This window comes from Pelagibius sp. Alg239-R121 (genome assembly GCF_947331435.1).
In the GTDB taxonomy this organism is placed as follows: domain Bacteria; phylum Pseudomonadota; class Alphaproteobacteria; order Kiloniellales; family Kiloniellaceae; genus Denitrobaculum.
Genome location: NZ_CAMZOF010000010.1, coordinates 87,833 through 108,038, shown reverse-complemented (window position 1 = coordinate 108,038; position 20,206 = coordinate 87,833). Strand labels below are relative to the sequence as shown.

Sequence of the window (20,206 nt, the reverse complement as noted above, 5' to 3'; positions counted from 1 at the left end):
CAGGACTCGCGCGCCATCGTTTTTGACGAAGACCGTCAAACTAATGAGCAGCCCTCATATCTACCGGTTCCCAACCTAGAGTGACCGCTCCATAAACAACATGAGATCACGCAGTTCTTCAGGGCAATCATAGTAGGGGGCGATCTCTTGGAAGCCGAGAGAACGGTATAACGCCTGCGCTTCATGGTGCCGCACGCCAGTATCCAGCCGCATGGTTCGATATCCCAGTGCGGCGGCATCTTCAATCAGGCGTCCACAGAGCTTTTGTCCGACGGCCAGGCCCCGGCATTCGGGAAGCACGAACAACCGCTTCATTTCACAAATCTGCGGCGCTAGCTGTTGCAGCATAACACAACCAGCGGCCCGGCCAGCGAGAGTTGCCAGCAGAATTGTACCTTCCGGCGGTGCATGGAGTTCCTTCAGCCTGGTCATCAGCTCAGCCCAGCGCGTGGGGCCATAGAAGGGATCACTGGCCCAGTCATGTTCCGGATAGCGTTCGGTTAACCAGGCGCGAAAGGCGTTGCAGAGATTTACCACTAACTCCAGGTCGCCGGTGGATCCAACAGCGCGGATGTCGAGTTGAGATTTGTTCACGGCGGCAATCTTCTATCGTTTTGGCCGCCGGTCTTATAGCGTCTGAGACCCTCCGGGCGCAAAGTGTAGGTTGAGTGAGACCCCGCCTCAGCTGTCGCTCCGGTACGTCACCGTACCGGATGCCATACCCACCAGGAGAGCCGGCAATTTGTACCTCTTTTAGATCCGTTCCCGCAGCAATCCGATGTAGCCATACCGCAGTAAAAGCCCACGGCGACCCCGACGTCAGCGAACGAATCTGGATTGACGGAGGAACCTTCAGTTGCCTGTGCCGGGTTCGAGCGAGGAGATGATTCGCTGGAACGGCATTATCCAGTAAGCCGATCTGGGCGCCGGAGAGGGGGAAGGCCGGCAGTCATTCCATTGCTGAATAGCTCCCAGGTTCTGACTGCATAACACGGTCTTCACAGCAGTGATTGGAAATATCCGGTAAGCTTTTGTTAACCATAGGAAAATGGCGGTTTTCCTGGGCTTTTCTCTGCTATGCAGGAACCGCAATACTGCAATGCAACATTTCATGCGGATTGGTCTTGAAAATATCACAGAAAAGAAAGAAATACGGATCACTGTGCAGCTGCGAAATCGCAGTTTTTTATGGAGTAGAAACAATGACTGAGAACTTTGGCCTTCGCGGTGTTATCAACGCTTATGTGATCGATCCGCTGTGGCGCCTGCAGAAGCGCAACGAACTTCGCCGTGACATGGAGTCCATGGACAACCGCGCTCTTAACGACATTGGCCTGTCGCGTGCCGATATCGCTCGGATCGTGAATGAAGCTTATCCGGTCGGTGCTTCGCGCTACGGCCGCCGGGTTTCCATTCAATCCGGTGCCCACGCCGCCTAAATGCGGCTCGGTTTAACTTCGGCGTTGCTGAACGAGCGCGCCACTAAATGCAAAAAGGATCGTGATATGTACCTCTCCGGAGATTTGGGTGGTGTCGTAACCCGCACCGGCCTCGGCTATGTTGCTGCGCTGGTTATCGTAGGTCTAATCGTCACTGTGTTTGCCTAATGGCACTTGATCATCGACGGCAGTCGAAACACCTAACCAAAACATCTTGGGCAAACGGCGATTACACAACGCCTGCTAAACAGGGTGTTCAGAAAAAACCGGCACTGGATTTTATCCGTGCCGGTTTTTGATTCACGCAAGTCAGCGCGCGGAGAGCTCTGCTCAGTGCAAAAGCTGTCCAGCCAATTGGGGCAGAGGTTGGGCGCAGGGGGTAAAACCCATGAAGGCGAAACGGGCGGCACTCATCCCAAATCGAGCGAATCATACAACTCGGCATCAAGTGAAACCTCACCTCGGACCCAATCGAGGAAAGCGCTGACCTTCGGCTGTGCTGCCTTCTGCGCCGGATAGACGGCATAGTGATGAAATTCCGTCGGCATATCCAACTCGCTTGAAAACGGCTTTACCAATCTACCAGCGGCAAGGTCCGCAACGACAAAGGCGCGGGCGGCAACTACGATCCCGAGACCGCTGATGGCCGCACTTACCGCCATATCGTCCATTGAAAACCTCAGTCCGCCACGGGTATCGATGTCCGTGATGTTGGCTCGCTGCAGCCATCTTGCCCAGGTCGGGGCAGATTCACTTTCCATCACCCAGTCGACATGGAGCAAGGCGTGATTGTGAAGGTCTTCCGGCTCTAGAAGCTGTTGCGGATCGGGCAACAAGTTCGGACTGCAGACCGGAAAGGCGATATCGGTAATCAGGCGTTCGCTCGTCAAACCCTTATAGTTACCGCGACCGTACCGCAGGGCGACGTCTACACCGCCTCGACCGAAATCGGTCAATTGGTTAGAGGCATCGATGCGGACATCAATGTCTGGATAGGTTTGACGAAAGCGTTCGAGCCGCGGCAACAGCCACCGCATGCCAAAGGAAGGGCTGACACTCACCGTCAGGATCCCGCCGTCACGCTGCGCGCGCAGGGTGCGCACGCCGCCATCAAGGCTGTCGAAGCCGTTTCTTATTTCCGGTAGCGCCGCTTCAGCCGCATCAGTCAATGCCAGGGCGCGTGTGGTCCGCGTAAAGAGCTCCACAGATAAGGTGGCTTCGAGCTGTTTAATCTGCTGGCTGATGGCGGCAGGTGTGACGTTTAGCTCCTCCGCTGCCTGACGAAAGCTGAGATGCCGGGCTGCTGCCTCAAAGGCGCGCAGGCTGTTCAGAGGGGGTAGGTGGCGTTTCATATCGATTTATTGAATAGATTTTCTAATAAATTGTAAATCAAAACTCGTTTGTTCCTGGTCCAATCCGAACACATCTTAGGTATCTACGCCGCTCAAAAAGAAAAGAGAATGCGGGAATATGCCTGCTGGATCTTTGGGAAGAGCTGAGGAGAAAGATAATGTTGGACAATGTTATTGGTAAGGTTAGCTATATAGTTGACGATGCTGTCAAGCCCGCCATTCATATCGGTGAAGCGGGTGATAATCCGGCCCGGACAGCGGATTACATCACGCGGCCCGTACCTATCTTCAACGCCCGTGCCCTTGCCGAAACCCCGTCTTTGGACCGCGCAGGCTTTGCTCTGCTCAAGCATCCGACGTCGGTTCGGGATTTCAGCGATAGCGACGAAATCGAGTCGCACTATTTTGCGGAAACTGCGTCTTTGGTGAAAGAACTGACCGGTGCTGAAGTGGTGATCCCGTTTGACCACACGACCCGAATCGATGATGAGCGTGACGGCCTTCGCCGGCCTGCCCGCCATGCCCACAATGACTACACGCCGAAATCGGTTGCCCAGCGGACCATCGATCTTCTTGGCGAAGCGCGCGCCGCAAAAGCTCTGGAGGGCCGTATTGCCCAGATTAATGTCTGGCGCCCCTTGGAGAACGTGGTTCAAACCTCTCCGCTGGCGTTGGTCGATGCCCGCACGGTCGCCCCGAAGGATCTGGTCGCGACGGACCTGGTCTATACGGACCGTGTCGGGGAGATCTTTAGCCTCGCCTACAACCCCGGGCACCGCTGGTTCCATTTCCCTGAAATGACCCCGGATGAAGTGTTGCTGATCAAGGGGTACGACTCAGCCGATGACGGTACAGCAAAGTACAGTCCGCACACGGCCTTCGAACTGCCGCGCTCGGCAGAAGGCGTGCCGCCGCGCAAATCGATCGAAATACGCACGATGGCGTTCTTCGATCTGTAGCTTGAATGAGGACGTCTAGCAGGGGGGAAGTTATGACGAGCGAGCGAAAAGTATACAGTGGGAGCTGCCTCTGTGGTGCCGTCACCTACGAGATCGCCGGTCCTTTGCGGCCGGTTGTTGGTTGTCACTGCAGGCAATGCCAAAAGACCTCTGGGCACTACGTTGCCGCGACACAAGGTTACTGGCAACATCTGCACTTGAAACATGAGGACGGGCTGGCATGGTATCGTTCGTCCGATACCGCCAGCCGCGCCTTTTGCAAAAACTGCGGCAGCAGCCTGTTCTGGCGGCGCCACGGCAATGAACTGTTTTCCATTATGGCCGGGACGCTTGACCAGCCGACAGGTCTTCACATGGAGTGTCACATCCACGTGCAGACGAAAGCTGACTATTTCGAGCTCTCAGATGGGCTGCCGGCAATCGCACAGGAAGATATCGAACATCTGACGCCCAAGCCTGGGGAAACTTGACCGCTGTGCAAGTCCGAACAGCCCCATCATAATCGGTTGGCGTGAGGCTATTCGGCGAGTTCGCTGCTTTCATGGATTCGGATCATGGCAAGCAACTCATCCTTAAGAAGGATCCGCTGCTTCTTGAGGTCCTCCATCGCAGTATCGCCCCGCGCCTCGATCTGCTGCTCGACCCGGCGGATTTCCCGGTCGACAAGGTGATATTCCTCGAAAAGCCTTGCGAAATGCTGGTCTGCGATTTTCAACTCGTGGATCGCGTCGGCGTGCTCGGGCAGATCATGCCGCAGGTCGTGATGTTCTCCGTACATCTTGTCTCGCTTCTTTTAGTGGGGCCTGGGGATAAGCATATCGGATGCGGCAAAGAAGACCTTGATATGGCTCAAAGCTTCCCGACAGTCGGTGGTTGAGTTAGTCTTCTTATGTTTCGCGGGAACAGAGTCATGCACTATCATGCTCGTAAATCTCCGGAGATGGCGAAGACTTGTCGAAAAGCCCGACTTTAACACGGCGCGCCTTTTGTTTTTTGAGGCAAGTTAGCTCCAAAAAACCCTGCGACGGCAGATCAGTTCCAGCGAATCAAATTGCATCGAACGGAAACCAAAACCAGAATTCGGGGGAAGACAAATGAGCTTATTGGAAAGCCTATTTACCGCGATTGGCGACGGTACCTGGGGATGGTCTCTCATCCCGTTCCTGGTTGTCTTAGGCGTCTTCTTCACCTTGGCATCGGGCTTCGTTCAGTTCAGGTTTTTTGGCCGGATGTTTCAGGTGATGATGCCCGGCACGCAGCCGCCGGGTGAAGGTCACATCAGTTCCCTCCAAGCACTGTTGGTCAGCGTTGGCGGTCGGGTCGGTGGTGGCAATATCGCCGGTGTCGCGGTGGCCATCACTCTAGGCGGACCCGGCGCGGTTTTCTGGATGTGGGCCATTGCGCTGGTTGGAATGGCGACCAGCCTGTTCGAGTGCTCGCTGGCTCAGGTCTTCAAGCGCAGCGATGAAGACGGCACTTACAGGGGCGGTCCGGCGCAATATATTCTCCATGGTTTGGGTAGGCAGTTTAACTGGCTGGCCGTCATCTATGCGATCTCCCTGATTGCCGCTTTTGGCCTTGGGTTTAATGCCTTTCAAGGCAACACAGTCGCCGGAGCAATGCAGGACAGCCTTGGTATCGACAGGTTGTGGAGCGGAATCGGGCTTGCTGTTTTGACAGGACTGGTGGTTTACGGCGGCATCAAACGTATCGCCCAGGTGGCCGAATTCGTCGTGCCCATCATGGCCGTGGGTTACATTGGTTTGGCGTTGCTCATTGTCGTGATCAATATCGCCGAAGTACCGGCGGTGCTGAGCCTTATTGTAAAGAACGCTTTTGGACTGGAGGAGGCGGTCGGCGGCGGTATGGGCGCAGCCATCGCGCAAGGCCTTCGCCGTGGTCTCTTCTCCAACGAGGCGGGGCTGGGCAGTGCGCCCAACGTCGCGGCTGTCGCTTACGTCCGCCACCCGGTCAGCCAGGGAATCGTCCAGTCGCTGTCTGTCTTTATCGACACCATCATCATCTGTTCCTGCACCGCCTTTGTGATTTTGCTCGGTGATATCTATGTGGCCGGCGCGGAAGGTGTTGACGGGGTTGTCCTGACTCAGCAATCGCTGGTCTCGCATGTCGGCGAGTGGAGTCAGTATTTTCTGACCATAGCGATCCTGCTCTTCGCCTTCAGCTCCATCATCTACAATTACTATCTCGGCGAAAACGCCCTGACGGTCTTCACCGAGAGCCATATCGCCCGGCATGTGCTGCGCCTTCTGATCGTCGGTCTGGTATTCCTGGGCTCTTCCGCACCGGGGGCCACCGCGGTGTTCTTCTTCTCCGATCCCATGATGGGGATATTGGCTCTGGTCAACCTGCTGGCGATCATCATGCTGTTTCCGGTTGGTTTACGCGTCCTCAACGACTACCGGGACCAACTGAAGGCAGGCAAGGAGCATCCGGAGTTCGATCCGGCAAAGTTTTCGGATCTAGATATCGATGTCACGGCCTGGAGCAACGATTAAGAGGGCCTGTTCTTGTAATCTGGGCATAAGAAAAGCGGCAGAAGAAATGCCTCCTGCCGCTTTTCGATAGACCGTGTCTTTTGCGTCTAGCCGCTGCCGGATGTTAGCTGGCCAGCGATTTCCCGGTTGAACCCAGATCTTCGAATGCCTGAGTCAGGCGCTCGACGATGGCAACCTCGCCTGCGCGGGTCCACATGCGCGGATCGTACTGCTTCTTGTAGGGCTGATCCGTATCCGGGTCGATCTGGTACTTAAAGGCCCGTGCATTCTCTTCGACATAACTGCCGACTGCTTCGGCGAAGGCGAACTGGGTGTCGGTGTCGATGTTCATCTTGAACACACCATAACCCACGGCCTCGGTGATCTTGGCTTTCTCGGACCCTGACCCACCGTGGAAGACGAAGTCGAAGTGTTTGCCCGAACCACCCAGAGTTTTCTGTGCCAGCTCCTGAGAATGAGCAAGAATTTCGGGGCGAAGCACCACATTGCCGGGTTTGTAGACGCCGTGGACGTTGCCGAAGGCGGCTGCGACCGAGAAGTGACCGATCGGCGAGAGCAGCTCATGCGCCCGCATGACCTCTTCAGGCTGCGTGTAGAGTTTGCTGTTGTCGATCTGATCCACGTCCTGGCCGACACCGTCTTCCTCGCCGCCTGTGACACCCAGTTCGATCTCCAGGCTCATGTCGATCGGGGCCAGGCGTTTAAGAATGCGGGCACATTCCGCTAGGTTTTCCTCGATCGGCTCTTCGGAGAGGTCGAGCATGTGCGAGGAGAAGAGAGGTCGGCCGGTCCGTGCATGTTCCTCTTCGCTGAAGGCAATCATACCCTCGACCCAGGGAATCAACTTACGGTTTGCGTGATCCGTATGCAGGACGGCGCAGACGCCGTAAGCCTTGGCGACGGTGTGCACATGACGGGCAGCCGAAACGGCGCCCAGGACCTTGGCCGCTTCACCGTCCTTCATGCCTTTACCGGCAAAGAACTGCGCACCACCGCCTGAAAGCTGAATGATGACATCCGACCCGGCTTTGGCGGCGGCTTCGAGCACGGCATTGATGCCGTGCGTGTTGACCACGTTGACCGCGGGCAGGGCATAGCCGCCGTCCTTGCAGGCCTTGACCAGGGTCAAGTAGTCGGAACCCGTGACCACACCCGCTTCGAGGCCGGTCGTTTTCGTTGAAGTTACTGCTGACATCTTAACCCCATTTTCCCTGTGGTCCGACCGCCAGCCCCGTTCCTTCGGAAGCCGTTAACGGTGAACCACGCGTTATTCGGAGCCGGGCGGATTCCGCCGGCGGTCGGAACTTATCCGACCGGAGGCGGCCACGCACGCGATTCCAACGTGTCTTGTGATACGCGAATATTACGACAAGACCTTTACAAATCGTTGGGCGAATTGTCCACAGAACATTTCTGTGCGAACAAAATCCCTTCCAGGCCTTTCGCAGTGCGCTTTAGGCGCCGCCCTTATTCGGCCGCAACTGCTTGAATTGGTTCGATCCTTGCCGCGCAGAATTTGAACTCCGGGATCTTGCCGAAGGGATCCAGTTGCGGGTTGGTGAGCACATTGGCCGCCGCCTCTGCAAAGCAGAAGGGAATGAAGAGCATGCCTTCCGGGACATCTCCATCCTGGCGGATTTTCAGCAGGATCGTGCCGCGCCGGGTCTGGACCTGGACCTGATCACCGGGCTGGGCGCCCATGCGCAGGATATCCCTGGCGTTGATCATGACGATCGCTTCCGGCTCCAGCATATCCAGGGTGGTGGCGCGTCGGGTCATGGCACCCGTGTGCCAATGTTCCAGCATCCGTCCCGTGGTCAGCACCATGGGGTAATCATCGTCCGGCAGCTCGTCGGGCGGGATCAGCTTGGCAGGCACGATCTTGCCGCGCCCACTGGCCGTCGGGAAGCCATTGACGAAGATGATTTCGTTGCCCGGGTTGCCTGGATCATCACAGGGGTAGGTGACAGCATCTTCGCGGTCCAGCCGGTCCCAGGTGATGTTGTTCAGGGAGGGCATAACCTGGGCCATCTCCGCGAAAACATCTTTGGGATGCAGGTAACTCCAATCCAGTCCGATGCCCTGCGCCAGCGCCTGGGTGATCCACCAGTCCTGTCGGGCTTCGCCCGGCGGCGGTACGACCTGGCGGGCGAGCTGTACCTGCCGGTTGGTGTTGGTGAAGGTGCCGGTTTTTTCCGCATGGGCGGATGCCGGCAGAATGACGTCGGCGTGCCAGGCGGTCTCGGTCATGAAGATGTCCTGCACCACCAGGTGATCCAGCATCGCCAGCGCCTGCCGGGCGTGGTTCTGGTCCGGATCCGACATGGCCGGGTTCTCGCCCATGATGTACATGGCCTTCACCTTGCCGTCGTGGATCGCATTGATGGTCTCGACCACCGTCAAACCGCGTTTCGGATCCATGGGTTTACCCCAGAAGGATTCGATGGATTCGCGCACCTCGTCCTTTTCGACCGAACGATAGTCCGGATAGAACATCGGGATCAGTCCGGCGTCGGAGGCGCCCTGCACGTTGTTCTGACCACGCAGCGGATGCAGTCCGGTGCCAGGACGGCCGACCTGACCGGTGATCAGGGCCAATGAGATCAGGCAGCGCGAGTTATCGGTACCGTGGGTGTGCTGGGAAATGCCCATGCCCCAGAAGATGAGCGAGGTGCGGGCCGTGGCATAGGTTCTGGCCACTTCACGGATCGTGGTTGCATCGATGCCGCAAACCTCTTCCATTGCTTCCGGCGAGTAGTCCTTGACCCGCTCCTGAAGATCTTCGAAGCCCTCGGTATTCGCTTGAACATACTGCTTATCGTAGAGATCTTCCTCGATGATCGTATGCAGCATGGCGTTCAGAAGGGCGACATCGCGTCCCGGTTTGAACTGCAGAGTGTACGTCGCGTAGCGCGAAAGGTTCTGGCCACGCGGATCCATGATGATCAGCTTGGTGCCGCGTTTTGCTGCCCGCTTGAAATAGGTCGCGGCAACCGGGTGATTCTGCGCTGGCCGAGCGCCGATCACAATGGCGCATTCGGCGTCGTCGATTGCCGTGAAGGGGGCCGAAACCGCTCCCGACCCGACTGTTTCCATCAAAGCGGCAACAGAGGAGGCATGACAAAGCCGCGTACAGTGGTCGACGTTGTTGCTGCCGAAACCAGTCCGCACGAGCTTCTGAAACAGATAGGCCTCTTCGTTGGAACCTTTGGCCGAACCGAATCCGGCCATGGAGAAGGGGCCATGCTCGTCTCTGGTCTTCTTCAAGCCTGTCGTCGCACGCTCCAGTGCCTCTTCCCAGGTCGCTTCGCGGAAGACGGCGCTGTAGTCGCCGTCACGCATCTGGGCCTGCCAATCTTTTGGCGCGTCGTCCCGGCGGATCAGCGGTTTGGTCAGGCGTCCCGCGTGATCGATATAGTCATACCCGAACCGCCCTTTGACGCAGAGGCGGTTTTCGTTGGCCGGGCCGTCTCGGCCGTCGACCGAGATGATCTTGTCGTCCTTCACGTGGGCCGTGGTCTGACAGCCGACGCCGCAGAAAGGACAGAGCGTATCGACGTCGCGTTCCTCGAACTCCGTACGCACGCCCTGGTCATTCAGCAGCGAGGACTCCATCAGTGCACCGGTCGGGCAGGCCTGGACACACTCGCCACAGGCGACACAGGTGCTCTCGCCCATAGCTGCATCAAAATCGAAGATGACCTTCGCATGACCGCCCCGGTACGCCATGCCGATCACGTCGTTGACCTGGACTTCACGGCAGGCGCGCACACAGAGGCCACAATTGATGCAGGCGTCCAGATGCACGGACATGGCGGTGTGGGTCACGTCGGGTGCATGGCCTTCGCGGGCCGGAAAGCGGCTCTCGGTGACACCGATGTCGGAAGCCCAGTTCCAGAATTTGGAATCCGGGTCATGCGCGACATCGCGGGCCGGCTGATCGGCGACCAGGAGTTCGAACACCAGTTCGCGGGATTTCTTGGCCCGGTCGCTGGCGGTATTGACCTTCATGCCTTCGCTTGGTGTGCGGATACAGGAGGCAGCGAGCGTGCGTTCGCCCTCGATCTCCACCATACAGGCGCGGCAGTTGCCGTCTTCCCGGTAGCCGGGTTCCGGCGAATAGCAAAGGTGCGGAATTTCCACGCCCTGGCGTTGGGCGACCTGCCAGATGGTCTCGCCATCCTGTGCAGTGACGTCCTGGCCGTTCAGATTAAAGGTGATTGCTGAAGTCATTTCGTTTCCTCCGGACATCATACGTCCTCCGGAAAGTATTTCATCACGGTGAGAAGCGGGTTGGGCGCCGCCTGGCCCAGACCGCAGATCGAAGCATCGGTCATGACCTGCGAGAGATCGTTCAGCAGATCCTTGTCCCAGCTTGGCGCCGACATCAGCTTGACCGCTTTTTCGGTGCCGTTACGGCAGGGCGTACACTGACCGCAGCTTTCGTCTTCGAAGAAGCGCATCAGATTCAGGGCCACATCCTTCATATTGTCCTGGTCCGACAGGATAACCACCGCGGCGGAACCGATGAAGCTGCCGTACTCCTCCAGTGTCCCGAAATCCAGCGGGATATCGCCCATGGACGCGGGGAGAACACCGCCTGAAGCACCGCCAGGCAAATATCCTTTGAAGGCATGGCCGTCCGCCATTCCATCACAATATTCCTCGATCAGTTCGCGTACGGTGATACCTGCCGGCGCCAGTTTGACGCCGGGAGACTTCACGCGGCCAGAGACCGAAAAGGACCGGAGGCCCTTGCGGCCGTTACGTCCTTGAGAGGAGAACCAGTCCGGGCCGCGCTCGACCAGATCCCTGACCCAGAAGACCGTCTCGACGTTGTGGGTCAGAGTCGGCAGGCCGAAGAGGCCCTTTTCCGAGGGGAAGGGCGGTTTATGGCGGGGGAGGCCACGCTTGCCCTCGATCGATTCGATCATGGCAGACTCTTCACCGCAGATGTAAGCCCCTGCACCCCGGCGCACTTCAATCCGACGCCCGCCGGTCAGGCCCGCGGTCTCCAGTTTGGCGATCTCCCGCCGCAGGATCTCGATCACCGCGGGATATTCGTCGCGGATATAAACGTAGACGGTCTCGACTTCGGTGACCCAGGCAGCGACCAGCATCCCCTCCAAAAAGCGGTGCGGATCCGTCTCCAGATAATAGCGGTCCTTGAAGGTGCCGGGCTCGCCTTCGTCGCCGTTGATGGCAAAAAGGCGCGGTTTCGGCTGCTGGCGGACGATTTTCCACTTCAGGCCGGAGGGAAAGCCCGCGCCACCCAGGCCGCGCAGGCCTGAATCTTCCATCACCTTGATCAACTCATCGGGGGTCTTCTGCCCCGACAGGCAATCGCGCAGCAGGCTGTAGCCGCCGTCTTTCTGGTAGGCCTCAAGGTCGGTGTAGGCTGGAATTTCCGGGTGAATATGTTTGGAATCTACTGCTTCCGTGATGTTTTCCACGTCGGCATGGTCGACATGATGGTGCCCGACCTCGGCAACCGGCGCGGTATCGCAGCGTCCCATGCAGGGCGCGCGCACCACTCGGACGGAGGCGCCGCTGTTGGCCTTCAGGCCTTCCAGCAGAGCCTGGGCGCCCTTCAGTTCGCAGGTCAGGCTGTCGCAGACCCGGACGGTAATCTCGTGATCGACCTTTTCGCCGTCCTGAACGATGTCGAAGTGGGCGTAGAAGGAGGCGACCTCGTAAACCTCGGACATCGGCAGCTTCATGATATCGGCCAGGGCCTGCAGATGCCCTGCCTTCAGGCTGCCGAAATGGTCCTGGATCAGATGCAGATGCTCGATCAGCAGGTCCCGCTGGGTCGAGCGCTCGTCAAGCAGATCCAGGATCTCATCGAGGTCCTTTGGATCGAGCTGCCGCCCCTTGTTGAAGGCCGGTGCTTTCCGCCGCCCGGACCCCGGATGAATCTGTGGGCCGGAACCTTCCGTGCCGCGCTCTACGCTCTGAACCATTTTTCCACACCTCTACGCGCCGACCTGCGGCGTTACACCCCGATTAAGCGTCGTATTCTCAAATTTCGAGACACCTATGACGATATTGCCGAGAAGCGGAAAAAATAAGCAAATCGCTATTTCGAATGAGGTGATAGAAGATGCTGATCAGGGAGCTCCCGAATCAGGTTGGTTCAGAGCGTGCAAGCATGGCAACAGTTTCCGGCCCTTGTTGCTACAAGCCCTGCGAACTTAAGAATTGGGTGAGTCTGCCATGGCCTGGTGTCTTGATAAGAGAGATGCACTGCCAACTGAAAATCTTGCAATAATGCTGTTCGTAGACCGTTGCAAGGAAGGTGAAGAAGCTTTCGAAATCCTTTTCCTTACCTTCGAAATAGGCCTGATTCGGGTCGAAGGCGCACCAATTTTTGTTGTTGTCCATTGTAACGCCAATGCTATGAGCTTGGTCGTTGTCGAAGTGTATTCCAACAAAATGGACGATACCGAGCTTGTTCCTGATACTGCTCAGGACACCTTCCATTCCGGCATCGGCATAATCGCATCTCGTTATGAAACCGGTGTAAGGCGATACCTTTGTTAAGGCGTCCATTTCCTTGGCAGCGCCGTTCTTCTCGACATCGCTTTGGAATTCAGAAGATTTTCGATCCTGAACTAACTTCGAATAAAAAATGCTGTTTTCCATTGCGGTTTCGGTGACCTTTTGCCCGCCATAGCAAAGCTGGGCAAAACGCACTACCAAACCTGAGCACACACCTTTTTTCGCAACCGCTTCGTTATAATGTTGCCCCAGAACCTTTTCCTGCTCGAATCCGAAGACGGCAAATTGTTCTAAACCCATCACAACCTCCCAAGCTACCAGTTGCCCTGCAGCGACCCATCGAACAAAGCACTTTGCCGGAGTGGGCTTTATTGCAGGTGATAGATGTAAATGTTGGGGGAGGGCGTAGAGCTTTTGATACGCAAAGTTTGTATAGGCTTATACGAAATTTATAGTGTCGGTCGTGAATTCCTCCGCAGTCATTGCGGATGCATCACCATCTGCGCCAGTTCGATTGCGCGGTCCCAGGTGATGCCGTCGGTAACGTCGGTGTAAAGCGGATGATCGCATTCATGAGGGAAAATAAGAGGGCGTTGCCCTTTCCCCTGCCATTCTACATTGCAGGCAAGGTGTTCGATCTGCTCGTGACTGGCGGTTCGCCGATAACCCGGCATAGTGATCGCCAGCCAACCGAAACTGCCGTCACCTGTTTGATCATCCTGGAAGGTTTCGAGGTAGCGTTTAAAGCTTTCTTCGCTCTGGCTGACCCAGACCCCCCAGCAAAAGGGATCTTCGGCATCTTCGATAGGAATTTCCAGTGTGCCGCGGATGAAAAAACTGTCCTTGTCGATTACGCAGGTGTCGTCGGTCAACCTGGCACGTGTCGTGCGTTCATCGTTGGTTAACTCATAGTAACTGTACGGCGCTTCGTTCGCGAATGACGGCGACCCGCTATGAATGCCGCCGCAGCGATCACAGCGGAATTCGAATGATTTTATGGGATCGGCAGCGGCGCCAAACCAGTTAAAAGCCATCGAGTCTTTCCTTGGGCTTTATCATTTCAATTCATTTCGCATCGAAGCGGCAGATTTAGGCTCTTTTTTAATAAGTCAGAGCGCCTTGCCGTTGAAAAAAGGGTCACAGAAATAGATTAAGATTCGCTGACGACGAAAAGGGCACAGTCATAGAAATCCCAGCTTCAATTGCATCACAAAGAGGGCACAGCCAATAGTTAGGAATAGTCCTTATAGTCCGGCCCTATGCTCAACCTCTTGTGGCCACTTTGCTTCGCTTTTTTTTGTGTCAAATTCTTGGTCATTGCGGCGTTGCCTGGCATTGCGGCTGAGCAACCTCTGACACAACTGGGACCCAACCTTATTCAATCGTTGGAGCAGGCTGCCGAAGACGAATTGCCGGCAGCTTTCGAAGCAGCGGTACGGGAGGCTTTGAGCCACGCGCCACAACAGCAGGCAAAGATCCTGCGTCTTGCGATCGCGCTACGGCCAGACTGGGCGGCCCGTCGGATAGCCGATGTTCTGATGAAGGAAGAGCCAGCGTTAGCTGCGCCGAAACCTGTTGCGGCGGTCGTTCCAGCGACGACTCTTAAGGATCGAACCGCGGTGAATACGAAACCGATCCCAAAGGCGCCAGTGAAGCCTGCGGTTTCCGGCTCTGTTGATTTCGGTGGCATTCTGCGTACCGGGAACACCGAAAATGCCGGACTGAAAGCGCAATTGAAACTCGGCTATCAATCCGACCGATGGCAGCACAAGGGGTTGGCGGAAGGCGGTTATTTGCAGAGCGAAACCGACACGCTGGAGCAACGCTTTGAGCTCGAATACGAAGCCAATTACGATATCCGAAAAGAGATTTTCGCCTTTGGCCTCGCGAACTATACCGACGATCGCTTCAGCGGGTTCGATTACGAACTTTTGTCCGCTGCCGGCCTTGGCGTGCGATTGTTCGATGAAGGACCGGTGAAGTGGGAGATCACGGCAGGGCCGAGCCTTCGCTATGCGAAAATTTCCGACAGCGACGAGATGGAAACGAGCCCTGGAGCACGCTTTACCAACGACATCACCTGGCAGATCTCCGACGGCGCCTTTTTAGGCAACGAGACTGAAGTGCTCTGGGATCGCGAGCGGGTCACGATCGACAATGATACCAGCATTAAAATGCGGATCGTCGAACAGCTCTCAGGCAAATTGTCTCTGAATACCCGCTATCGAAGCAATGTTCCCGAAGACACGGAAACGACCGATACAACGACCCGAGCCTCTATCGTTTACGATTTTTGAGCGTTACTCCTCTTGAGAGAGACGCAAAACTACCCGGCCATCTAACCCGGACAACACGAGACTCCCACCTTCAATCGAATAGTGGTCGGCTTGTGCCAAAGCCTCGAGGAAACGCAGTTCCTGATCATCAATCATATCGCCGCAGGCTTTGCGGGTGGAGCCGAGCGGGCCGATTTCGATCTCTCCTTGATTGTTCCCGGAAGGTTTGAGTTTTAGGGGCCCAAAGAAGCGGTTGCAGCCGCCATGTCCGCTGATTTTTTCTCCGCTTTCGATCATCAGATTCAAGGGTGGACGTTCCATGACTTTGCCGCCTTCGAGCTGCTCGACGCGCCAGTCGCCAAGTGGCGTTGCTCCCTCGTTTGTTTCGGGCAGCAGACTCTGCAAGTTCGCAATCCGCTCACGGGTCATATCGATCCAGCAGGCCTGGTAGAAGTCGCCCGCTCCACTGCCCGAGCCTGCTTGCAGTTCCTGGAGATGACAATCCAGGTCGCGATAAAGCTCGAAAGCCTTTTGAGCGCGTTCGATGGTCCGGCTTGCCCGGCGCTGCCCTACGAAGTCGTCTATGGCTGCTTGGGCATTCAGTGCCTGGACATAAGTCTCCAGGAGTTCGTCGTCGACGCTGTTTTTCAAGCCGCGCAAACAGTGACCAAGTTCGATCCGGTTGTCTGATTGCGCCCAGCAGTCGTCGAGCGCATTGTCTTCGGCAGCAGCTGGCGTTGCAGAGAGCGCGAACCAGAATGCGGCGGCAAGCGTGAGGGGCGGTCTCATCGTAAGCCTCATGGGTTGTTGGCGGCGGTGAACGTGGCTTTGGAGTTCTATAAGTGGTGCACGCAGGTCCAATGATCCAGAGCAGCTTTAGGCCCATCTTATTCCAGAGAAGCATTACGGGGAACTGAGCGAGATCAATGCACTGAAGCGGGTGACAGGCCAATTTGTTGGGGCTTGCTGACACTTTGAGTGTCAACCGACCCTGAACCGGGAACCCATAAACCGCAATGGGTTCCCGCATGGAAAAACCGCTAACGAAAGGCTTCGATGCGATGACAGATACCAGGAGGTCGCTCGCGGGCTATTGCGCCAGCGTCGCTGTACTCACCGTGATTGGTTTTGGCAGTTGGCTTGTCGGTGATGTCCTGCCAATCCAGACCACTGCTTTTGCGCAAAGCAGTTCTGAAGGGCTTGCTGGTGAAGGGCTGTCGTCATCCCCCACAGGCATGCTGCTGCCGATTGCCGATGCAACGCGCGGTAAGAGGCTGTTTGTCTCAAAGGGCTGCGTCATCTGTCATTCGATCAACGGTGTTGGCGGGCGTGCCGCACCTGCGCTAGATGCTTTTGACGTGGAGGAGGGGGAGGCCGCAGCTCCGGTGGACCCATTGGATTTCGTGGTGCGCATGTGGCGCGGGGCCCCGGCAATGCTGGAGCTTCAGGCCGTTGAGCTGGGGTATCAGATTGAACTTACAGCCGAAGAACTGGCTGACCTGTCAGTCTTCGCGAGTGACAAAGGCGCCCAGGCCGGGTTTGTTTTGGAAGATGTTCCGGAACCCATGTGGGACTGGATGCTTAATGAGCCCTATTGGGAAGAGGACAATTGGCCGGAGAAACTCTTCGAAGGCTATCCCAGCATCGAAGGGGAGAGTAAAGGCGGTTAGCTCTGAACTTGTCCATTCTTTTAGTGGGAAACAAGAACCGGCGCCTGCTTTATCCGACAGGAAAGTGACTAATTCCAAATCCTGTCCGGCGGGAGCTATGGCCGGTTTAGGACTCGTCGGCCGGCGGGATCGGGCGTGTGAAAATGAAAACTGCCACGCCAAGCAAGACAACGACCTGAATCACCAGAGCTTCCTTCGGTGCACCGCCTAACAGCGCCACCACGAACGCCAGGATCATTGCAATGGCCGCGAGCCATTTGGCGCGTTTTGAAATTGCGCCGTGATCGCGCCATTCCAGGATCGGCGGCCCGAGACGGGGATGGGTGAGTAGCCAATCGTGTAGGCGTTGCGAGCCTCGGCTGAAGCAAAAGGCGGAGAGCAACACAAATGGTGTGGTCGGCAGAAGCGGCAAAAAGATCCCAATGATCCCAAGGACCAATGAGATCAGGCCAGCAACACGCCAGAAAAATCGTGTGGTGCTATGGAGCACCGCCCCTCCCTTCAACAGGTTCCATTCGTCCCGGCGAAATAGCATGCATGGACGGTTCTTGCCATGGCGATATCTTCTACATTCGCTGTAAGCGACGTTTTGGTATCTGTCCTACTCTCGGACGCACTGAAGCCTTTTTTGCTGTGGACGACCGTTGTTTCGCATGATCAGGCCTTTACTCGGCTGGCGTTCAGGTTGACTCACGTATGTGACCAGAGTGATTTTTCAGCGCTACTTTTCCTTTGTTGCTCCATATTTTCAACAAGTTCAACCTATGCGATGCCGGTTCGGCAGCGCTATGGGCGCAAAAATTTCTACCTGTCTGACGTTTAAATCTGATAAATACAACTAAGACAGATTGGTAAAGGCGGCTTTAAGGACTCGAAAAAGAGGTTTTGCGCCAAGAGAAGACACCTAAAGAATTCCGTCTTTCAGTTGGTTTTGACCAGAATTCGCGTTACGCGTTAGGCGTTTCTTCGCAGCGAGTCCAGTTGCGAAGCTGGTCGTTCGACCCGACCGCTCAAGCCCGGCTAAAAGTTTCTGACGATCACCCAAAGTCCCAGGAGCCCGGAATGACTAAGCCCTTAGACTCCTTACTTTCCGACATTCCAAAACAGCAACATAGTGTTGGTGGTTTTTCCTATTCTTTGAAGGCCGGCGCCATTGGTGTCGTTGCCGCGTTCTCCTTGGCTGCGGGTGCAGAAGACGCGAGGACTGCAGAGTGTTTTTCAGCGCCCTACGATTGCAGCCTGTCAGGTGACATCGATCCCGCGACTGCGAGAAGCTATGAAGATCTCTATGCCGCCTACGCGGCTTTCGCCTGGCAGGACTTCATCGCCTTGAATTTTCCTGCACAGACGGATAGTCAGGGCGATCCTGTCGCCGTGCCCAGTACAACCAATGGGCTAAACTACAACAACGGGGATTACATCGCGGTCTGGCAGGTTTATCCGGAGGCCCGCGATATTTTTCTGCCAAATGGCGTCGCCCCTGCTGCCTTTGGCGCGGGACATGTTCTTCCCGCGATCTGTTCCGGTCTCGATCCGGACGATGGCGCAAGCAGCCTGACTAAAAAGAACAATGTGCTCGATGAATATGTCCAGGCCAACCGCATGGGCCCCATTATCGATCAAAACGGTCTCTATGCCCGCTTCGGCATTAACTTTAACGAGACCATGTACAACTACGTCATCGAGCATCAACTCTATAACAAGGAGGGGCAGGAGGCCTTCGACGCGAACGATCCGGACCGCGACGACACGCCCGTCGATTGGCCGCGCGGGGTTTTCAGTTCAAGCAACGACCCGTCTAAAGTCGGATCGATCATGGTCAAAGCCTCCTGGAAACTCCTGACCGGTGCCGATGATGCGACAAAATACTATCGCACCAATGCTTACATCTACGAGAAGGCGGGCGGCGCCTTTGGTGACGAGCCCACCGTCAAGGAGTCCTGTATCGTCTCAAAGGTCGGGTTGGTCGGTTTCCACATCGTCCACCGCACCAACTCTTCACCAATCTGGGTCTGGTCCACCTTCGAACATGTCGACAATGCACCCTGGCTGGTTGACTTTGCCAGTGGCACACCAAGTGGAAGCTACTCTTTCTTCGACCCCACTTCCTGCGCTTCGGTTTCGGGTGTTCCCTCCTGCAGTTTTAACCAGCAGCCACCACGGCCCTGGAATCCGCAGCGCAGCTACGCCGAACCGAAGCAGATGATCCGGCTCGCGGCACCAGGGCAATACGCGCAGATTGCCAATGGGAACTACCGGGCCAAACTGAAGGCGGGTTATAGCGGCGGGACAGTTTGGGAAAACTACTTTCTCACTGACGTTCAGTTCCCGACCGTCGTCAAGGTCACGGATCCAAGCACAGGGTTGGCGGAAATTAATCCGGCCTATCCTGACGGCCTTCCAACCCCGACCTTCCTCGCCAACTCGACGCTCGAAACCTATATCCAGGGTTTCTACGCCGAGCAGACGACGACCAACGGCAACATCATCCCGGTCAGCGACCAGATGCAGAATGTTGTTGTGAGCGGGTCGACCGTCGATCCTTTCGCCGTCAGCATCTTCAATCACTCCGGCGGGGCACAGCGCAACACCTCCAGCTGCGTCGGGTGCCATGGCGACAGCTCCATGGTAACCGGTGCGTCGAGCAACTTTGTCTTTTCCCTGAACCGCGCAGAACGAAGCGATTGATTCCCTGCTCTGGGGGCCGATGTAGGAGCGCCTCCGGGCGGTTGGCGAGTCCATTCGAAGCGCGCTCCACTCTGCTTCTCACGCTCCTTTTTAAAATTAACAAAAAATTCTGTAGCCAATGGAGACCTCCGATGACCGATCAACTCCGAAGACGCAGCATTCTGAAAAGTGCCGGGGCACTGGGCGGCGTGCTTCTGGCACCGGCGCTGCCCATGTGGGCGCTAGCCGACGAGCTTCTCGCTACGGCTTCGCAGAGCGACATCGATACCTTCAGCAATCTCTCTGCGGCTCTGCTGGGCATCGACGTCAAGAGCCTGGTGCCGGATCTGATCCAGGACGATCTGTCGTTGGCGGCGCTCTACTATTCCGTGCCCACCGCGACCCAGACGGGTGCGGAATTCATGGAGGGCCTGCTGGTCTATTACCAGGAGCTCGTCGATGCGAATGTGCCTCCGCCGGAAATCGCCAAGCAGTTGCTGACCGACAGCAAAGGCAAACCGAATGAAAGCTTCCTGGGGGTCTATTCCCGGCTGACCATGATGATGTGGCTTTACGGCATCTGGTACGGCAGCACCGAGGTCACGACCCTGCCGTCGTCAAAACAGTATGTCGATGCCGGCTATCAGACAGATTTCATCGTCTCGGCGCGGGCCTACAAGAACAGCTGGATCTGGCGTATTGCGCAGGCCCATCCCATGGCCTTCAGCACCTTCAGTTTCGGGAGTTGGGCGGATCAACCGCCAAGTCTCGCCGACTACGGCATCTCGATCTAAGGCAGCGTCCGGACAAGCAAACAACAGAGGTG

18 protein-coding genes are annotated in these 20,206 nt (G+C 56.5%); 8 read left to right on the top strand and 10 right to left on the bottom strand.

Features of this window, described 5'->3' with window-relative positions:
- Positions 1-75: 75 nt before the first annotated feature.
- Positions 76-594: a GNAT family N-acetyltransferase gene (locus QMZ18_RS28590; protein WP_282609813.1), complete on the bottom strand. Its 519-nt coding sequence runs from the start codon at positions 592-594 to the stop codon at positions 76-78.
- 608 nt (positions 595-1,202) lie between these two features.
- On the opposite strand from QMZ18_RS28590, the gene QMZ18_RS28585 reads away from it, so the two are divergent.
- Positions 1,203-1,439, top strand: coding sequence for a DUF1127 domain-containing protein (locus tag QMZ18_RS28585; RefSeq protein ID WP_282609812.1), 237 nt, complete (start codon positions 1,203-1,205; stop codon positions 1,437-1,439).
- A gap of 410 nt (positions 1,440-1,849) precedes the next feature.
- Here QMZ18_RS28585 and gcvA read toward each other — a convergent pair whose 3' ends face one another.
- Positions 1,850-2,791 (bottom strand): transcriptional regulator GcvA, encoded by a 942-nt coding sequence (gcvA, locus tag QMZ18_RS28580; RefSeq protein WP_282609811.1) that lies wholly within the window; start codon positions 2,789-2,791, stop codon positions 1,850-1,852.
- Positions 2,792-2,949: 158 nt separating this feature from the next.
- On the opposite strand from gcvA, the gene QMZ18_RS28575 reads away from it, so the two are divergent.
- Together QMZ18_RS28575 and QMZ18_RS28570 are read left to right on the top strand one after the other, a co-directional pair.
- Positions 2,950-3,750 carry a CmcJ/NvfI family oxidoreductase gene (locus QMZ18_RS28575; RefSeq protein ID WP_282609810.1) on the top strand — a complete coding sequence of 267 codons (801 nt, stop codon included), beginning with the start codon at positions 2,950-2,952 and terminating at the stop codon, positions 3,748-3,750.
- 32 nt (positions 3,751-3,782) lie between these two features.
- Positions 3,783-4,220: a GFA family protein gene (locus tag QMZ18_RS28570; protein ID WP_282609809.1), complete on the top strand. Its 438-nt coding sequence runs from the start codon at positions 3,783-3,785 to the stop codon at positions 4,218-4,220.
- Between the two features lie 47 nt (positions 4,221-4,267).
- On the opposite strand, the gene QMZ18_RS28565 is transcribed toward QMZ18_RS28570, so the two are convergent.
- Complete coding sequence (locus QMZ18_RS28565; RefSeq protein ID WP_282609808.1) at positions 4,268-4,528, bottom strand: YdcH family protein; 261 nt, start codon at positions 4,526-4,528, stop codon at positions 4,268-4,270.
- Between the two features lie 316 nt (positions 4,529-4,844).
- On the opposite strand from QMZ18_RS28565, the gene QMZ18_RS28560 reads away from it, so the two are divergent.
- The gene (locus QMZ18_RS28560; protein WP_282609807.1) at positions 4,845-6,266 is read left to right on the top strand and encodes a sodium:alanine symporter family protein; all 1,422 of its coding nucleotides are present in this window, start codon (positions 4,845-4,847) and stop codon (positions 6,264-6,266) included.
- A gap of 103 nt (positions 6,267-6,369) precedes the next feature.
- Here the strand turns inward: QMZ18_RS28560 and fbaA are convergent, their stop codons facing one another.
- The 5 genes from fbaA to QMZ18_RS28535 form a co-directional block, all read right to left on the bottom strand.
- A complete protein-coding gene (fbaA, locus tag QMZ18_RS28555) occupies positions 6,370-7,461 on the bottom strand; it encodes a class II fructose-bisphosphate aldolase (protein ID WP_282609806.1) in 1,092 nt (363 codons plus the stop codon).
- 272 nt (positions 7,462-7,733) lie between these two features.
- Positions 7,734-10,499 (bottom strand): formate dehydrogenase subunit alpha, encoded by a 2,766-nt coding sequence (gene fdhF / locus QMZ18_RS28550; protein ID WP_282609805.1) that lies wholly within the window; start codon positions 10,497-10,499, stop codon positions 7,734-7,736.
- A 17-nt stretch (positions 10,500-10,516) separates the two neighbouring features.
- A complete protein-coding gene (locus tag QMZ18_RS28545) occupies positions 10,517-12,229 on the bottom strand; it encodes an NAD(P)H-dependent oxidoreductase subunit E (protein WP_282609804.1) in 1,713 nt (570 codons plus the stop codon).
- Between the two features lie 214 nt (positions 12,230-12,443).
- Entirely contained in the window at positions 12,444-13,067 is a 624-nt protein-coding gene (locus QMZ18_RS28540; RefSeq protein WP_282609803.1) for a hypothetical protein, read from the bottom strand.
- 179 nt (positions 13,068-13,246) lie between these two features.
- Positions 13,247-13,801, bottom strand: a complete 555-nt coding sequence (locus tag QMZ18_RS28535; RefSeq protein ID WP_282609802.1) for a DUF2199 domain-containing protein — start codon at positions 13,799-13,801, stop codon at positions 13,247-13,249.
- 291 nt (positions 13,802-14,092) lie between these two features.
- On the opposite strand from QMZ18_RS28535, the gene QMZ18_RS28530 reads away from it, so the two are divergent.
- Complete coding sequence (locus QMZ18_RS28530) at positions 14,093-15,064, top strand: YdiY family protein (protein WP_282609801.1); 972 nt, start codon at positions 14,093-14,095, stop codon at positions 15,062-15,064.
- A gap of 3 nt (positions 15,065-15,067) precedes the next feature.
- Here QMZ18_RS28530 and QMZ18_RS28525 read toward each other — a convergent pair whose 3' ends face one another.
- Positions 15,068-15,832, bottom strand: coding sequence for an META domain-containing protein (locus tag QMZ18_RS28525; RefSeq protein WP_282609800.1), 765 nt, complete (start codon positions 15,830-15,832; stop codon positions 15,068-15,070).
- Positions 15,833-16,071: 239 nt separating this feature from the next.
- Between QMZ18_RS28525 and QMZ18_RS28520 the strand changes: the two genes are divergently transcribed.
- Entirely contained in the window at positions 16,072-16,713 is a 642-nt protein-coding gene (locus tag QMZ18_RS28520) for a c-type cytochrome (RefSeq protein ID WP_282609799.1), read from the top strand.
- 106 nt (positions 16,714-16,819) lie between these two features.
- Here the strand turns inward: QMZ18_RS28520 and QMZ18_RS28515 are convergent, their stop codons facing one another.
- On the bottom strand, positions 16,820-17,248 hold the full coding sequence (locus tag QMZ18_RS28515) for a YbaN family protein (protein ID WP_282609798.1): 429 nt from the start codon (positions 17,246-17,248) through the stop codon (positions 16,820-16,822).
- Positions 17,249-17,775: 527 nt separating this feature from the next.
- Here QMZ18_RS28515 and QMZ18_RS28510 point away from each other — a divergent pair.
- Positions 17,776-19,401 carry a hypothetical protein gene (locus tag QMZ18_RS28510; protein ID WP_282609797.1) on the top strand — a complete coding sequence of 542 codons (1,626 nt, stop codon included), beginning with the start codon at positions 17,776-17,778 and terminating at the stop codon, positions 19,399-19,401.
- A gap of 131 nt (positions 19,402-19,532) precedes the next feature.
- Positions 19,533-20,174, top strand: coding sequence for a hypothetical protein (locus tag QMZ18_RS28505; RefSeq protein WP_282609796.1), 642 nt, complete (start codon positions 19,533-19,535; stop codon positions 20,172-20,174).
- The last annotated feature ends 32 nt before the right edge of the window (positions 20,175-20,206 follow it).

What these genes read in the sequence shown, in the direction of transcription:
- QMZ18_RS28575 (WP_282609810.1), top strand. Translation starts at nt 2,950, where the DNA reads ATGTTGGACAATGTTATTGGTAAGGTTAGCTATATAGTTGACGATGCT.
- QMZ18_RS28505 (WP_282609796.1), top strand. Translation starts at nt 19,533, where the DNA reads ATGACCGATCAACTCCGAAGACGCAGCATTCTGAAAAGTGCCGGGGCA.
- QMZ18_RS28540 (WP_282609803.1), bottom strand. Translation starts at nt 13,067, where the DNA reads ATGGGTTTAGAACAATTTGCCGTCTTCGGATTCGAGCAGGAAAAGGTT.
- QMZ18_RS28585 (WP_282609812.1), top strand. Translation starts at nt 1,203, where the DNA reads ATGACTGAGAACTTTGGCCTTCGCGGTGTTATCAACGCTTATGTGATC.
- QMZ18_RS28535 (WP_282609802.1), bottom strand. Translation starts at nt 13,801, where the DNA reads ATGGCTTTTAACTGGTTTGGCGCCGCTGCCGATCCCATAAAATCATTC.
- QMZ18_RS28525 (WP_282609800.1), bottom strand. Translation starts at nt 15,832, where the DNA reads ATGAGACCGCCCCTCACGCTTGCCGCCGCATTCTGGTTCGCGCTCTCT.
- gcvA (WP_282609811.1), bottom strand. Translation starts at nt 2,791, where the DNA reads ATGAAACGCCACCTACCCCCTCTGAACAGCCTGCGCGCCTTTGAGGCA.
- QMZ18_RS28545 (WP_282609804.1), bottom strand. Translation starts at nt 12,229, where the DNA reads ATGGTTCAGAGCGTAGAGCGCGGCACGGAAGGTTCCGGCCCACAGATT.
- QMZ18_RS28565 (WP_282609808.1), bottom strand. Translation starts at nt 4,528, where the DNA reads ATGTACGGAGAACATCACGACCTGCGGCATGATCTGCCCGAGCACGCC.
- fdhF (WP_282609805.1), bottom strand. Translation starts at nt 10,499, where the DNA reads ATGACTTCAGCAATCACCTTTAATCTGAACGGCCAGGACGTCACTGCA.
- QMZ18_RS28560 (WP_282609807.1), top strand. Translation starts at nt 4,845, where the DNA reads ATGAGCTTATTGGAAAGCCTATTTACCGCGATTGGCGACGGTACCTGG.
- QMZ18_RS28520 (WP_282609799.1), top strand. Translation starts at nt 16,072, where the DNA reads ATGGAAAAACCGCTAACGAAAGGCTTCGATGCGATGACAGATACCAGG.
- QMZ18_RS28510 (WP_282609797.1), top strand. Translation starts at nt 17,776, where the DNA reads ATGACTAAGCCCTTAGACTCCTTACTTTCCGACATTCCAAAACAGCAA.
- QMZ18_RS28515 (WP_282609798.1), bottom strand. Translation starts at nt 17,248, where the DNA reads ATGCTATTTCGCCGGGACGAATGGAACCTGTTGAAGGGAGGGGCGGTG.
- QMZ18_RS28570 (WP_282609809.1), top strand. Translation starts at nt 3,783, where the DNA reads ATGACGAGCGAGCGAAAAGTATACAGTGGGAGCTGCCTCTGTGGTGCC.
- fbaA (WP_282609806.1), bottom strand. Translation starts at nt 7,461, where the DNA reads ATGTCAGCAGTAACTTCAACGAAAACGACCGGCCTCGAAGCGGGTGTG.